This is a genomic window from Microcoleus sp. Pol11C3 (genome assembly GCF_036701485.1).
Lineage (GTDB): Bacteria > Cyanobacteriota > Cyanobacteriia > Cyanobacteriales > Microcoleaceae > Microcoleus.
Genome location: NZ_JAUBQW010000149.1, coordinates 1 through 14,561 on the forward strand (window position 1 = coordinate 1; position 14,561 = coordinate 14,561).

The window sequence follows — 14,561 nt, forward strand, 5'->3', positions numbered from 1 at the left end:
TGGGGCGCAGGTTGCATCTATGATTAGTTTTCCGCGATTGGGTGACTCATTTTTGGCGTCCGAATCCTTTTTTTTTTCGGGCGGTTTTGGGGTGGTTTCGCGCATTTTTTTCACCATTCGCTCGTTCACTTTCTTGATTAAGTTTGCACTGATTCGCTGCCGAAAGTGGACTAATAGTGATGGGTCAAATGGGGGTTCATTACTGTATGTTGATTGACCGATAAAGTATTGTAGGTAAGGGTTTTCACGGATCTGTTCTACTGTTTCTATGTCGCTGATTCCGAGTTTTTCTTTGATGATTAATGCCCCTAATGCCATCCTCAATGATTTGGCGGGTGCTCCCAGGGATCTGGGGAAGTTTTCAGCATATTCTGCTTCAAATTCTGACCACGGGATGAGTTTGGTCATTTTTACCCAACGGTTGTCTGCTGACAATTTACATCCGTTGGCTAGTTCAAAATCCAAGGGTTCGACGGGAGCAAGCTCAGCTTTTCTGTACACTTTCGCAGGTGGCTATGCACGGGTTTTGACCTATTTTACCTGTTTATCTTGCACTTTACTCTCGATCGCCCGCTCGAAACCTTTCGCCACGCAATATGCGATCGATTATTCAGCAAGCCCTACTTACACCTAAAATTTTGCTGATTTCATTGTAGAGCTTACCTGAGAGCGCCATCCTTACAGCTATTGCTCGTTTTAGTTCTCTGGCATCGATATCGCTTTTAATGAAAGATTCTAATTGGGATATTTCTTTTTCTCTATCTTTTTGTTGCAGTTGTAAGTTATTCATTTTTTATTGTCACAATCAAGTATTGCATATAATTGTATCATAGTCTTGATAATGATTTAGGATTGCTATATCATGTCCGGTAAATTAGTTATAAATTGTCATTGCGAGCGGCACGCACGCAGTGAAGCAATCGCTACCATCTGAGATTGCGACACGAGCGTGAACAATGACAAGTGATTAGCCGAACATGATATTATCGAGCGGTGCATCTGCTTGGAGATTGTTAGTTTGTGGCGCAAATAATGTGAATTGACGCACCCTTCTTATTCGAGTATTTAATGAATGGAAAATGCAATTTAAAATTTTCCATTCATGGATCGTTATTACCCCTTAGCCTCAACCCAAATCGTCATCCCCTCAACCCTCAAACCTTTGCCACGAGTGCCGCAATATTGACCGTTAGCAGTAACAGGAGTATCACCTACATTCTGGATGTGAGCCGTATAAAATACGTCGTACTTATCAGCTTGTGGTCCAGTCAGGCGGGCGGCAAATCCCTCAATGCGCTTGGCTTTGCCCCGGAAACCGGCCAACTCCCCTTCCGAGATCCAAGCAGTATCGCCAACTCCTTCAACGTGAGCCATGTACTGCAAATTTAAACCGGCAACGGGAGGCTCTATTTTAATTTGAAATCCTTCCACGCGGCGGCCTTGAGCTTTAGTACCCGCATATTCTCGATCGCTAAAAGTTCGATCGCCAATTCCTTGAATATGCGCCAACACTTTTAAACCCACAGGCGCCGCAGCTTGGGAACTCGCAGACGGCGCGATCCAAACTTTGATACCCTCTATTCTCAAAGCTTTGCCACGAGTGCCACAATATTCGCCGTTGGAGGACACGTCGGTGTCGCCGATATTCTGAATGTGAGCGGTATAAAATACGTCGTACTTATCAGCTTGCGGCCCGCTCAATCGCACTGCAAATCCTTCAATTCGTTTCGCTTGACCCCGAAAACCGGCCAATTCTCCCTGGCTGAGCCAAGGAGTATCGCCAACACCTTCGACGTGAGCCATGTACTCGACATTTAAGCCGGGAATTGGGGGATCGATATTAATTTGAAATCCTTCGACACGCCGCCCTTGAGCTTTAGAACCCGCGTATTCTTGAGAACCGAAAGTTCGATCGCCAATTCCCTGAATGTGCACCAAAACTTTGATTCCCAAACCGCCCTCTACTGCCACCGCTGGTTGAATGTTCCGAGGTGCGCCAAAAACAATGTTCCCGGAACCGGTTGCCTGAAGAGACTTAGGTACTTCCACGCTGGGAACAATAATTACCTCGTGCATGGGAGCCGAAGGTGCGGGGGATTCCAAAATCTGGATCTGTGGCGCAACTGTAACTTGTTTCGGTGTCACATTTCCTGACGGAATGACAATCACTTCTGGCAAAGGTTCGGCGCTGATTTTTTGTTGTGGCGCTGGTTTAAATGCGGGTTCGACTTTTGCAGGTGCTGCTTTTACCATCTCAGCAATGGTTAATTTGCCTCTGGAAATGGCTACGGCGATTTGTTTGCCAAAAGCGGCGCTGACTGTTTCTTCGAGGATGACCCACTGTTCGTCATCTAATTTGTCTTGCTGTTCCACCAGGGCGAGCACTGCTGAAACTGGGTGTTTGCCGCTGACTAAGGATTCTGCGTCAGAATGCAGTTGAGTTGGGGTTGATTCGGAAATCGCGCGTTGCAGTTCGCGGGCTTTGGCATGAACTGATTGTAAGGGTGCGAAGTCGCTTTGTTCGCGGTGGGCGATCGCCAATACTCGATCGATCACTTTCAATGCTGCATCGCGAATTTCTGCTTTACCTTCTGAAGCTGCGGCAGTCTCGACTAAGTTTTGAATGTCTTTGAGGGAAGCAATTTCCCCCGGCGCGATCGCGGATTTGTTGAGTTCGAGAGCTTGTTTTTGGACTGCGGCAAAGTTGCGGCTGTAGGTGGCTACTTCTTGCAGCAAGCTGTCAGAGGGAGGAAGGCCGGAGTCTTGGAGTTGTTTTGCTGCTTGGGATAGGCGATCGGCTAAATTACCATAAGTTTCCGATAGTCGGGCTATTTGTTGTAGCAAATCGTTATGTGCTGCTTCCATAGGTCTTGCCGTAAATATTTAACTTGCTGATTATAGACGTTGAGCGTCTTCTGAAGGTAGAAGGCAGTAGTCATTAGTCATTAGTCCCAGGGGAAAAGAAAAATGCTCCCCCTCTCCGACTCCTCCACTCGGACACTCTCCAACTCCCCCACCCAGACACCCGGACACTCTCCAACTCCCCCCTCCCCCACTCCTCCTCTGGCATCCCCCGCGTGATCGCCGTCACAACCGTGCAAATACTTAGTCACACTCTCCGACTCCGGCTGTCACGAGTGGCCCGTAACAATGTCACACCTATCGAGCAATAGCCGTCACTGCTGATTCTGTGAAAACAGTTGATACTGAGGCTTGAACCAATAAAATCCCGAAGTGTTATGGTACTAATTCGCGATCTCGCCCAGCAAGCTGTAGCTCTAGGCTATCTAACCATTGAAGCCGAAAATCAACTGCGACGGATGTTAACTACCACCAAGTATGACTTGGAAGACTTAAATGCTTTTATGGCTTTGCAACTAGCAGCTATGTCCGGAGGAGTGAAACAAGAGTCTCGCGAGCTGAAAAAATTTGAAATCTTTGGCGAGACCCCCTAGGAAATTTCCTATTAGTAATTAGTTGGCTTTTGATACATTAAAAATTAGTAAGGAACCTTTCTATTATGCGGATTCGTGAAGTTGTCAAACAAGCTATGGTGGCTGGATTTCTGAGTTGGGAAGCGGAAAATGAAATGCAGAAAATTTTTTCCTCAGCGAAGTGTGATTTGGAAGATCTGAATGCTTTTATGAGCTTGCAGTTAGCTGCAATGGCGGGTCGCGTCAGAAAAGAGTCTTTGGAATCGATCAATTGGCCCAACTTTTCGGGAGAATGTTAATCAGCTTTATTCAGTTTTCGGGCTGGATATATCGATATATGGATATAAGCTGTTACGCATTTAAATTGGAAATTCCGGATAGGCTAGAAGCCCGTCCCACAAGAGTTGTATTGATTTTTGACAGACAGTTTAAATGTAGAACAGCTTATCTTAACTCGTGTGCCAGAAAACAGACTTAGATGATAATTTAATTCTCTCCTAAACTTTATACTCTTTAGAGCTAAAATGGGGGTAGATTTAGAGCGCGGGGTGTTAATTTATATCTACTCATTTTTAAAAAATTAGTTAAGTTTGTAGTGATAATTGAAGTCTTAAAAGACAATGGTTGGATGACTGCAAACAATTTTATGAGAATGGAGTAACTACACTTGCTGTGAAACAGCTAATATTAGGTAACTTGGCTCGATCGCAATCTAATTTGTTGGTAATGAGGACTTTATTCCTCATAAAAGTCCCTCGGACTGAAGGCTCACTAAAAACGTTATAACGGTTATTTTACCATACCTTATCCATTGGTGACAAGTTAAGCTAAGAAAGCATTTGTCAATCAGCAATTATGCTCAATATTTACTCGGGTTTTGGGCATAAAACTGAGATTTGGGCGATCGAGGAATCATGCCGAGGGTGATATTTATACCTACTCCTTCTCAAATCGTGAATTTTCCACTCTTAAAAAAGCAGTTTTTTTGAGTAATATTACTGATTGAAAGGTGATATTTATACCTAATTCCTCTCAAATCGTGAATTTTCCCCTCCTAAAAAAGCAGTTTTTTTGAGTAATATTACTGATTGAAAAATGCAATTAAGTCTTAACTTGTCACCAATGCCTATATGAGGAGTATGAACTCGCTAGAACCAGGGTTTATACAAACTTGACAAGTCCTGCCCATTTATATTGCTCTTGTAAAGATTAGCTTTAGGTACTTGCATAGTTTTGGTACCACTGTTACAGTGAAAATGTGGAATAAAAAAAGGTTCCAAACAAATTCATCTCAAGTCACTCGGCAAACAACAAAGGAAGTTTTGATAAAATGAAAACTACATTATTAAAAGCACTGTGTCTCGCATTTATCTCTCTACCAGTCGCATTACAACAAGTTAAAGCTGATACCGTAACTGTAAACTTGAGTGATGTAACTAATACGAACACTTCAAATTATCCTACAGTTAAAGTTACCCTATCAGATACTGGACTTGCGGCTGGCACAGTCAATGTTACAGTTGAAGTAGTAGCAGGCAAAACAGGTGGTACTGGTGACTTACGCGGCGTTTACTTTAACCTACCTAGTGGCGTAACTAATGCTTCCATCACTGGAATTAGCGGTGGCCCGATAACTCACCAAACTACCAGCGGCAGTTTTGGTTCTTTTAGTCCTAGTGCAGACTTACAAGGAACGAAGGCTAACTTTACTGCTGGTGTTGAAATTGGTAGTCAAGGTATCAGCAAGGGTGATGATTATCAAAAAAGTGTGTTTAAAATTAGTGGTACAGGCCTAACCTTGGCTAAGTTTGCTTCAACGCAATTCGGAACCAGAATGATGAGCGTTAGCGATTCCTTAAATGGCAACCGAGGCCTTAGCAGTAAGACTCTTGGCAATGCAGGTACCGTCATAGCATCGTCACCAGCACCAGCACCAGCCCCAGCGCCAGCACCAGCACCAGCACCAGCCCCAGCACCAGCCCCAGCGCCAGCCCCAGCGCCCGCACCAGCCCCAGCGCCAATATCACTAACACCATCACCAGCGCCAGCACCAGCACCAGCACCAGCCCCAGCGCCAGCCCCAGCGCCCGCACCAGCCCCAGCGCCAGCGCCAGCGCCAGCGCCAGCACCAGCCCCAGCGCCAATATCACTAACACCATCACCATCACCAGCGCCAGCACCAGCACCAGCGCCAGCCCCAGCCCCAGCGCCCGCAACTGAGCCTGAACCAGTAGCAGTTCCAGAACCAATCACAATGGTAGGTATGGGCTTAGGTTTAGGCGCACTGGTCGCACGTCGCCGGCATCAAAACAAAAAGAACTAACAGACTCTTAGACTAAAATCCCGCCTTAGCTTTAAGCTGGGGCGGGATACTTCATTTTTGGGATTAACTTTTTATAGCAGAAGTCTGAAGTCTGAAACTATTTAAGGATAATTATATTATTTCTGAGTACAGGGGAATTATATATTTTGTGGTGCGGGCCGGAAAGATAGTAGGGTGCGTCAGTAAATAAGCGTTTCCTATGTAGAGTCAGTGTTCTAGGTGACGCACCTTACCTAGAGCGTTAATGGTTTAAATGCGTAACAGCTTAGCTAATATTAGGTAACTTGGCTCGATCGCAATCAAATTTGTTGGTAATGAGGACTTTATTCCTCATAAAAGTCCCTCGGACTGAAGGCTCACTAAAAATATTATAACGGTTATTTTACCATACCTTATACTAATTCTAAAAAATCATGCAACAGTAGCTGTAGGGTGCGTCGTTATCAAAAATTATCAAAAAAAGCGACTATCTCACAGCGACGCACCGGTGCATACAGTCTTTCCGGAAACAAAACAAAAACTTATAACTGTTCCAAGATTTGGGATAATTGGTATTATTATATCATCACTGAGACTATTTCCTACGACTCCGACGCTCTAACTCTTTAATTACTCTCAGAACAAACAGTGACATAAAAGCGCCAACTATTGCTAGTTGCCACAACCCGCATCCTGCAGCAGTTCCTAAAGCTGCTGATACCCAAATAGCGGCGGCAGAGGTAAGCCCGTGAACTTCCGGTTTGCCTTTTTCCTGCTGAGATTCCCGCAGGATTTCTCCACCTCCCAAAAACCCAATCCCGGCAGCAATGCCTTGAATTACGCGCGCTACAGCATCTCCTCCATTTTCATTTTTACCCATTGCCAGCGGTATTAAAACAAACAGTGCAGAACCCATACTAACTAGCATATGAGTTCTCAATCCCGCTGGTTTGTGCCGGAGTTGGCGCTCCCATCCAATAATTCCGCCAACCAACATGGCTAGGCACAATTTTAATAGTATGCCTAGCCAATTATCGGGAGACCACAAGTTAGCGATCGACAATGTTTTACTGCAAATAATTAATCCGAAGATTCCAATATTAGCGGAGTACGAGGTCCGATCGCAATCTCACTGCCAAATCTTGTTCCGGGCGAATCACGAGTACGTCAACACTGCGCCGCCCCAACAATACTCCAGCTAAAGCGCCGATGCCAGCGCCTCCTAATACTTCTTCAGTCGCGATCGCTTTGTCGCCGGTAATGCCTGCGAGTGCTGCTGCTGCTGCTGCACCCAATGCTGCACCTTGCGCTACTGAACCTGTGCCAGCACCTTTTTGGACTCTTTCGCTTCGGGTGATAATCCCCGAATAGCCATCAATCCGATAGCGTTGGCGGCGGCTGATAATTAACTCTCTGGCAACAAATTGAGTACCACTCTGATTGCCTCTTCTGACAGGTTGCAGTGTCCCGACTATCTGGCTGCCTCTGGGGATTAATACTCTGCCTTGAGGTGTGCGGATGTCTTGCGCTACTGTTAAAGTTAAAGGTGCAGTTTCTTCCCGGGTGACAACTATTTTGTCTTTTTCATAGCTAACTGGAATTACACTGCCCGACGGAATTCGGATGCTATCAAATTGTGAAATTCGTTGTTGGGCTTCTGCGGGAGTAGCTACCACTAGCGGCGCGCTGGTTCCAACTGTAATGCCCAGTGCGAGGATTGCTGCTGTTGCTGAACGCCATTTTTGAGAAGTAATCATATAAATTGTCTCCTTGCTTCGGTTTTTGTTTACTTAGGAACGCACTACTGCTAAATTTGTTTCTTGTTTCGCATTCATCTGATGTTTTGATTATGGCAGGCTGGAATTCTACAAGTTGGGAAGATAAGGTAGATAATCGAAAATTTTAAAATTTGGAAAGATCGAGAGAATGGGCAAGATTGGGAAGATAAGGAGGATAAAGGAGAGATTTCGATTCCTCCTCTCCTTTATCCTCTAACCGTTAAGGTGAAATTCCAGCATGAAGGCTCGGATCACCAGGTTAATTGTTGAGAGCGTTTAAAGCTAGCAATCCAGCACCGAAAGCTGGTTCGTATCGGGGCGAAATAACCTTAGCTTGTGGGGCGATCGCACTTATGGCCGCTTCAAACCGACCTCGGCAATTGGCCTCGCCGCCCCACACACCTCCTACGATCACAATTTCAAATTCTTCTGTTTGGTTAAATAGCGCTGAAATGGCTATTTTTGTTGAATAGGTTAATTCTGCCACAGCATTATTGATAATGCTGTCAGCGACGCGATCGCCCTCTGCTGCAGCTCGATCGACAATCGGCGCTAAAGCTGCAATTTCTTTGACTCCCCAACCGCGCCCGTAAACGACTTCTACCAATTCTTCTAGGTTATTGAGACCTAAATGCTTTTGAAATTTTTCCGCAAGCACGGTAAAATCTTCGCGTCCGTCATAGAACTTCAAAGCAGCTTGCAAACCCTGAAGGGCGATGTTATATCCGCTGCCTTCATCGCCTAAAATATATCCCCAACCGCCGACTCGTTTAGTTTTCCCTTGACGGTTTTGCCCAAAAACAATCGAACCGGTTCCTGAAATAACGGCGATACCCACTGGATGGCCTGTACCGCCAGCAAGTGCGATCGCGCAGTCGCTGCAAATTACTATATTCCTGGGCAGAAATGATCGCGTTACTGGTAAAGTATTTGTCAACTGCAAGTTCTGCACTACAAATTGCACTATTTCACGATCTTTTGGACGGCCGACGCCTGCTAGTCCCAGACCAATTGCTTCTATGTTGAGATTGCCTACAGCCTCGACCTGAGCGGACAGAACTGCTCGTTCGATCGCCAATTGGATGGATTGTTTTGCTGTCTCAATTCCCAGGGTTTGATAATTTGACGGCCCTGCTTCACCCCGTCCTAAAACAAGGTGGTTGTCATCCATTAAAAGGCAGATAGTTTTAGTGCCGCCGCCGTCGATGCCGAATACGTAGCTCATGAATAATTTAGAGAATAATAGAGCAACCCAGATTAACAGAGATATCTCTATTCTACGCTTTGTACAATCCGATTAAATCGACAGAGCAATGCTAATAATAATTAAACCTAATAATGTTAACCAAACCAGATGACCCTGACACCAATTTTTGATTGATTGCGGCCAGCCGCCGCTGATGTAACGGCTCGTCTGTGGCATAAGTGGCTCAGCTTGATTGTGATAAAGTGTGCATTCTTTGGCAAAGGGACGCTGCGGGTAGTTACAAGTGTCGTCTTCGTGATAAATACAGGTAGCACACAGAAATTCTTCGGGTTTTGATCGATAAAGAGGGATACCCGGATGACCGAAAGCTTTGAGGGGGATTTTGCAGTGTGGACAGGCGAGCGCTTGGGCGTCTACAGGTTGGTGACAGCGGGGGCAATCAGGCATAGACAGCAGGGTTATGGGGTAATGTGGTGGGTAGGCTCATTAGCGGGTTTTCCGAACGCCGATTAGCGCGATCGGCTCCCCATCAGGCGGCTGGATGCTCCAAAATAGAAAGGTAGGTCAGCGCTGATGTAACTTTCAGTTTACAGATGGTTTCGCAGCGACAGCAGGCGACCTGAGCCGATCGGGTATGAAAGGGCAAACATTAGGAAAAATCTATGGATAACAATAGCAACTTACTCAAACAACTGGTAATGCTGGGCATTGGTACTACCTCCCTGGTGGCAGAGAAATTGCAGGAGGTCAGCGAGCAATGGGTCAAAGATGGCAAAATCAATCCTGAGCAAGCCAAAACCTTTGTCGATGACATGACGGAGCACCTCAAGTCTGAACAGGGCAATTGGGATACGCAGTTGCAGCGGCAACTACGCAATATGCTGCAAGATATGGGAGTTCCCCGACAGTCCGAAATGGATGAGTTGCGGGGAAGGCTCGATCGTTTGGAACGTCAGATGCGGGATTTAGAAAACCGTAACTGGCGCTGAGTTCGATCCTCTTCGAGGGGTTCGCTAACGCCCGCGAGGAGTTCGCTGCTATCTTGTGATAAAATTGTCACCCAAAGGCAGAAGGCTAAAAAAGGCACTTATGTAGAAGCCACTTATGTAGAATTACAAACATTCTGACTTCATACTTTTGCCTTTAAAATTATCTGACACCTGCCCTTTTTTGGTGGAAAAGTTCAGATAAAATTTGGTAGTTTTTGTTGTACTAGATGTCTTAGATATCTGAGATATCGCGGTTAAAAGTATCAGGAGGATTAATTTTGCGAGGAGTTCTAGTCAGCTTGGGAGTAATGCTGGTTTGCTTTGTGTTTTTGATAGTCGCTCAAATGGGCGGTTCTGGGTCCCAAGCAGTTGCAGCCGAATTGAACAATCTTTTACCAGAGACTGCTATTGAGAAGTTGTCAGCACAGTCTTTGAATGAAAATAACTTGCTAGTAGCTGATGCTACTTTACCGGAGGTACCAGCTACTATCGCTGGCAATGACATGACTGATAATACTGAGAAAACTGTCACCACAGATTCAGGTCTGAAATATGTTGAATTGAAAGAGGGTAATGGGGCGACTCCAAAAACCGGGCAGACGGTTGTGGTACACTACACTGGAACTTTGGAGGATGGCACGAAGTTTGATAGTTCGCGCGATCGCAATTCTCCTTTTCAGTTCAAAATTGGCGTAGGTCAAGTAATTAAGGGTTGGGATGAAGGTGTCGGTACGATGAAAGTTGGAGACCGCCGCCAGTTGATTATTCCCCCTGAACTCGGTTACGGCGCTCGCGGTGCGGGCGGGGTGATTCCTCCTAATGCTACGCTGATTTTTGATGTGGAATTGTTAAAAATCGCTGGCTAGGTAGCTCAACCTAATTAAACGTAAAACTTTTACGGTCTTTAGAAACCCGGTTTTTTTAAGAAACCGGGTTTCTGTGTAATATCACGTTTGGTGAATCAGAACTTCGCCCTGCAAATATACTTGTACGGGTTCAAAAGCCTCTCATCACAAATGTTTCAATTGTTGAGTAAAAATCCTGTACCCATGTAGATGATTGATATCTGTTTGTGAGCGGCAATTATATTGAATAGACCCCTTGCAAAAATAGCTGGGACGGGCTCTGGGGCCCATCCAACAAAAAGTTTTTTCTATTGTGGGATGGGCCCCAGAGCCCGTCCGAAAATTTGCTTAAAAGGACTTTTGCAAGAAGTCTAATCTACAACGTAGGAGCGCGACAGCCTGCGTCAGCTATTGCTTATAAAGGGGTACAGATTTCAAGCTCAACAGTTGCATCCTTTGTTGGGTAATAGTTGTAGGACTGTTAGTACATTTGTATGCGGGAAGTCCAGGTTAATGCGAGTCCTATTCCCAGTCAGGTAGTCAATAGAGCTGATTGAAGCAAAGGAATAAGAATAAGTTAGCCATGCCGTGCCCCTACTCTATGCAGGGTTTGTGCGTAAGTCCTGTTGATTTTACTGTACCGTAGCCCAACATTCGGTAGTAGAGTCCCGGTTGGGTAAGGAGTTCGGCGTGGTTACCAGACTCGACAATCTCGCCCTCCTGCATCACAAAAATCCGATCGCAGTCTACGGCAGTTTCGAGTCTGTGCGTGACCAAGATGATGGTTTTCAAGCGGCGTAGACGTTGCAGAGTCTCTATGACCCAGTGCTCGTGCTTTAAGTCCAGCGCATTCGTGGGTTCATCGAGGATGAGTATGGGAGCCTTAGTGACGAGGGCTCGCGCAATTGCTAGGCGCTGTCGCTGTCCACCCGAGAGGTTTTGACCGCCCTCAGCGATTAAAGTATCATACTGCTCCGGCAAGGTTTCGATAAACTCGGCTGCCCCGGATTCGACCGCCGCCTCCCGAATATCGGAGAGCAAAGCATCGGGGCGACCGTAGGCGATATTTTCTGCGATCGTTCCGCGGAAGAGTGGGCTGCCTTGTGAGACGAGCGCCATGTGTTTGCGGACATCGGCAATCTTAAGAGTGCGGAGGTCGAAGCCGTCGAGGAGGACGCTGCCCGATGTTGGGTCATAGAAGCGTGGCAAAAGATTTAGCAGCGTGCTCTTTCCCGTCCCGCTAGGGCCCAAAAACGCCACCATCTGACCCGGCTCGATAGTAGCACTGATGTTCCGTAAGACGGGTTGCCCAGAGTTGTACTCGAAGCTCACGTTGGCAAGTGTTAGTGTGCAGGGATGGACGGGAAGCGATCGCGCATCAGGCTCATCTTTTATGACAGGCGGCTCGTCAATGACCGTAAAAACGCGATCGCATGAAGCTACAAACGTCTGGATCTTAGTCGTGAACCCCAACACCCAACCTATCGGGTCCCAGAACTGCCCCAGGTACGCCAGGAATACGATCAGATCGCCGATAGTCACGCCGTTCGGAACCGGACGCAAGAACTGGTCGCGATAGACTAGGTATCCGCCGTAGCCGAAGATTACCCCGCTTCCCAGAGCGAAGACAACCTGAACCGCTAGCGGATAGAGGTTCTCTTGCCAATTGAGTCGCATGGACGCCTTGACGCTGCGATCGACCACCTGCCCGAAGCGTCGCGACTCCGTTGCTTCTTGACCGAAGGACTGGATTAGTCCAATCAACTCTATAGCTTGCTGCATGGTTGAGGTCATGACCGCATCGGTCTGCTTCGACTCGAATGCTCGACTCCTAATTCTTCCCTCAAAGTACCAATTCGCGAGTATTAGAAGTGGCGTGAACGAAAGTGCAAACACGGTGAGAAGGACGTGGCGCGACAGCAGGATCCAGATCATCGCCGTCAGCGTCACCGATGCGGCGCTAGAGCCGATAAGCGTATCGATCACTCCCCAGGGGCCGAGGCTGTCGTAGCTCAACCTATAGATTGCGTCACCCTGCGATCGCGAACTGTGCCAGCCGAGGCTAAGCGCCTGCATTTTGTCGTAGAGTTCGGTGCGAACCCGCAAGGTTCCGTTGTACTGGATGCGGTAGTTCAACATCTTACGGAGCATAAAGACGGTATCGCTCAGAATTCTGATGATCATGGCGACGAACGCCATTCCGAAAATTCGGTTCAGCGTGCCTTCACCGAACGGCGCCAGAAACAGCGTATGAATCCAGTTGGATTTCGGAGTTGGTGATAAAATTGTATCGACTAAAATCGCCATCGGCCAGGCGTTGAGAAGGTTCAAAAGCACCGATGCCCCGATCAAAAGCAAGAGCGTGATGATCAGCCATAAGTCTTTGCGGAAGTAGGAAATGGAGCGCAGGACGATCCGCACCAACCAATGTTGGTTAATTGACGGCATCACCATTTTTGGTGAATTCTTCTGGCTCTTCAAACGTGCTTTGAGTGGAAAAGTCATGGATGTGCTAAGTGACTCTAAGCAGGACAATGCACAAATTGGGAAATTTCACCAGGGTCAGAGAGTCCAGAAATCAACTTTGGGTTTTAATCCCTGTTGTGAAGCAGGGCAGATGAAATGTGAGATTATTTGACTGATGCAAGAGATTCTAAGTATAGTTTCGTTGTTCAAGGGTAGCTAAATAGAAAGCGATTGCGCTTTGCAGACTGGTGTGATGCGTTAGCGAAGCTTTCCCAAAAGCGGTCGCAAAGTTGAGATAGTATCAACTGTTTAATCTGGACTTCCCCGATACAAATGTACTAACAGTCCTAAAACTCTTACTCGACAAAGGATGCAACTGTTGAGCTTAAAAGAATCTGTACCCATTTACAGCAGATTGCAGGTTGATGAAGTATGGTAAGTAGTAGTTCCGAATTAATTACACAATATTTCTACTGAAACCCTTGCCCAGCAAGGAGTCTTTATGTAATTAATTTTGTGTGGTTACTTAGCAGCACTTAGTAAACCAGTTTGGTAGATGGTGGCGATTAATTAAGTCGAGTGCAGTAGCAATAAGAGTATTAACCCCGATGATTGTAGTTGGAGAGAAATGACGAAAAAAATCCTTAAGTTGTGACCACCCTGGCGAGGTGACAACCAGCCCCCAACCCTGAGTTAGTAAGGATTGAGCTTACTTGTGGTAAAAAAAGATAGGCAGCAGAATTGTTACACGCAAGAAATCCCAAAAATCATGCTATCAACATTCTACCAGACTCATTTAAAAAAACAAGTGATGCCATCTCAGTTTCTGGTGAGGACAACCTTGCTATCTTTGATGCAATCAGAAAAACAGGTGAGATTAGAAGGACTCTCGCGGGTATTTCCTTGCCGGCGTTACAGCCGACTTTCGGCGGAAATTACAAAGATATTTAGATTTACCTCACTTAATGAGATCACTAATTTGGTTTCCATTAATTACTTATTGGTTATACCAATTTCCTAGGAATTTGTACTTAATAAAGCGGTGGTAATATAATCCCATCCACAAATGGAAACAATCGCTTCAGGAGAGATGGCATCGAGAACCTGCGTAATTTTCGAGACTTTCCCAGGTGCTGTTTTTACGCTCTGTGAGGGATTCTATTCCACCTGGTTGATATCGCTATCGCCAGCGATAGAGCGTGGACTCGTCACCTTGTATCGGCTGCGCCAAATGGGATCTTGTACTCACGGCTCCAGTTTTAATCGAGTAGAGCATTTGCCGCTCAAGTTTGGCATGAGTCGTGACGGCTCGTCTGAGCAGATGTTGGTGTTGTTCTGTTGTCTGTGTGACTAGCATTGTGAACTAATTTGCCTTTGCTATACCTATCCTTTGCCTCCGTCAATTTAATGCTTCTTCATCGGAAACTGGTATTAAAGGGAGAGCGACTTATTAAAATAATTATGGGTGCATCTCACTTTTGCAAATACATCAAGCGGAAAGTTGACCATTGAGATAAGCACAGCGCAGAGAAAGGATAGA

The 14,561-nt window shown here is 46.2% G+C and carries 15 protein-coding genes; 5 read left to right on the plus strand and 10 right to left on the minus strand.

Going from position 1 to position 14,561, the window contains the following annotated elements; genetic code table 11:
* The 4 genes from QUA40_RS24135 to QUA40_RS24150 form a co-directional block, all read right to left on the minus strand.
* Positions 1–501, minus strand: a 501-nt coding sequence (locus QUA40_RS24135; RefSeq protein ID WP_333130578.1) for a transposase, incomplete at its 3' end; no start/stop codon positions are given.
* 109 nt (positions 502–610) lie between these two features.
* On the minus strand, positions 611–790 hold the full coding sequence (locus tag QUA40_RS24140) for a helix-turn-helix domain-containing protein (protein WP_333130580.1): 180 nt from the start codon (positions 788–790) through the stop codon (positions 611–613).
* Between the two features lie 323 nt (positions 791–1,113).
* On the minus strand, positions 1,114–2,865 hold the full coding sequence (locus QUA40_RS24145) for a hypothetical protein (protein WP_333130582.1): 1,752 nt from the start codon (positions 2,863–2,865) through the stop codon (positions 1,114–1,116).
* Positions 2,866–2,945: 80 nt separating this feature from the next.
* Entirely contained in the window at positions 2,946–3,113 is a 168-nt protein-coding gene (locus tag QUA40_RS24150) for a hypothetical protein (protein ID WP_333130584.1), read from the minus strand.
* Between the two features lie 126 nt (positions 3,114–3,239).
* Between QUA40_RS24150 and QUA40_RS24155 the strand changes: the two genes are divergently transcribed.
* On the plus strand, positions 3,240–3,455 hold the full coding sequence (locus QUA40_RS24155; RefSeq protein WP_333130586.1) for a hypothetical protein: 216 nt from the start codon (positions 3,240–3,242) through the stop codon (positions 3,453–3,455).
* Positions 3,456–3,520: 65 nt separating this feature from the next.
* Positions 3,521–3,733, plus strand: a complete 213-nt coding sequence (locus QUA40_RS24160) for a hypothetical protein (protein ID WP_333130588.1) — start codon at positions 3,521–3,523, stop codon at positions 3,731–3,733.
* Between the two features lie 1,608 nt (positions 3,734–5,341).
* Here QUA40_RS24160 and QUA40_RS24165 read toward each other — a convergent pair.
* Positions 5,342–5,683, minus strand: a complete 342-nt coding sequence (locus QUA40_RS24165; RefSeq protein ID WP_333130590.1) for a hypothetical protein — start codon at positions 5,681–5,683, stop codon at positions 5,342–5,344.
* Between the two features lie 14 nt (positions 5,684–5,697).
* Between QUA40_RS24165 and QUA40_RS29140 the strand changes: the two genes are divergently transcribed.
* Positions 5,698–5,757 (plus strand): hypothetical protein, encoded by a 60-nt coding sequence (locus QUA40_RS29140; protein ID WP_445301191.1) that lies wholly within the window; start codon positions 5,698–5,700, stop codon positions 5,755–5,757.
* 574 nt (positions 5,758–6,331) lie between these two features.
* Here QUA40_RS29140 and QUA40_RS24170 read toward each other — a convergent pair.
* From QUA40_RS24170 to QUA40_RS24185, 4 genes are all read right to left on the minus strand, one after another.
* Positions 6,332–6,799 (minus strand): MgtC/SapB family protein, encoded by a 468-nt coding sequence (locus QUA40_RS24170; RefSeq protein ID WP_333130592.1) that lies wholly within the window; start codon positions 6,797–6,799, stop codon positions 6,332–6,334.
* 37 nt (positions 6,800–6,836) lie between these two features.
* A complete protein-coding gene (locus QUA40_RS24175; protein WP_333130594.1) occupies positions 6,837–7,493 on the minus strand; it encodes a hypothetical protein in 657 nt (218 codons plus the stop codon).
* 280 nt (positions 7,494–7,773) lie between these two features.
* The gene (locus QUA40_RS24180; RefSeq protein ID WP_333130596.1) at positions 7,774–8,739 is read right to left on the minus strand and encodes a BadF/BadG/BcrA/BcrD ATPase family protein; all 966 of its coding nucleotides are present in this window, start codon (positions 8,737–8,739) and stop codon (positions 7,774–7,776) included.
* Between the two features lie 72 nt (positions 8,740–8,811).
* Positions 8,812–9,168, minus strand: a complete 357-nt coding sequence (locus tag QUA40_RS24185; protein WP_333130598.1) for a zinc ribbon domain-containing protein — start codon at positions 9,166–9,168, stop codon at positions 8,812–8,814.
* A 215-nt stretch (positions 9,169–9,383) separates the two neighbouring features.
* Here QUA40_RS24185 and QUA40_RS24190 point away from each other — a divergent pair, with 215 nt between their 5' ends.
* Both QUA40_RS24190 and QUA40_RS24195 read left to right on the plus strand, forming a co-directional pair.
* Positions 9,384–9,710 (plus strand): phasin family protein, encoded by a 327-nt coding sequence (locus QUA40_RS24190; RefSeq protein WP_242723321.1) that lies wholly within the window; start codon positions 9,384–9,386, stop codon positions 9,708–9,710.
* Between the two features lie 278 nt (positions 9,711–9,988).
* Complete coding sequence (locus tag QUA40_RS24195; RefSeq protein WP_333130601.1) at positions 9,989–10,576, plus strand: FKBP-type peptidyl-prolyl cis-trans isomerase; 588 nt, start codon at positions 9,989–9,991, stop codon at positions 10,574–10,576.
* A 573-nt stretch (positions 10,577–11,149) separates the two neighbouring features.
* On the opposite strand, the gene QUA40_RS24200 is transcribed toward QUA40_RS24195, so the two are convergent.
* On the minus strand, positions 11,150–13,060 hold the full coding sequence (locus QUA40_RS24200; RefSeq protein ID WP_333130603.1) for an ABC transporter ATP-binding protein: 1,911 nt from the start codon (positions 13,058–13,060) through the stop codon (positions 11,150–11,152).
* Positions 13,061–14,561: the final 1,501 nt, after the last annotated feature.

What these genes read in the sequence shown, in the direction of transcription:
- QUA40_RS24200 (WP_333130603.1), bottom strand. Translation starts at nt 13,060, where the DNA reads ATGACTTTTCCACTCAAAGCACGTTTGAAGAGCCAGAAGAATTCACCA.
- QUA40_RS24185 (WP_333130598.1), bottom strand. Translation starts at nt 9,168, where the DNA reads ATGCCTGATTGCCCCCGCTGTCACCAACCTGTAGACGCCCAAGCGCTC.
- QUA40_RS24155 (WP_333130586.1), top strand. Translation starts at nt 3,240, where the DNA reads ATGGTACTAATTCGCGATCTCGCCCAGCAAGCTGTAGCTCTAGGCTAT.
- QUA40_RS24180 (WP_333130596.1), bottom strand. Translation starts at nt 8,739, where the DNA reads ATGAGCTACGTATTCGGCATCGACGGCGGCGGCACTAAAACTATCTGC.
- QUA40_RS24140 (WP_333130580.1), bottom strand. Translation starts at nt 790, where the DNA reads ATGAATAACTTACAACTGCAACAAAAAGATAGAGAAAAAGAAATATCC.
- QUA40_RS24175 (WP_333130594.1), bottom strand. Translation starts at nt 7,493, where the DNA reads ATGATTACTTCTCAAAAATGGCGTTCAGCAACAGCAGCAATCCTCGCA.
- QUA40_RS24145 (WP_333130582.1), bottom strand. Translation starts at nt 2,865, where the DNA reads ATGGAAGCAGCACATAACGATTTGCTACAACAAATAGCCCGACTATCG.
- QUA40_RS24190 (WP_242723321.1), top strand. Translation starts at nt 9,384, where the DNA reads ATGGATAACAATAGCAACTTACTCAAACAACTGGTAATGCTGGGCATT.
- QUA40_RS24160 (WP_333130588.1), top strand. Translation starts at nt 3,521, where the DNA reads ATGCGGATTCGTGAAGTTGTCAAACAAGCTATGGTGGCTGGATTTCTG.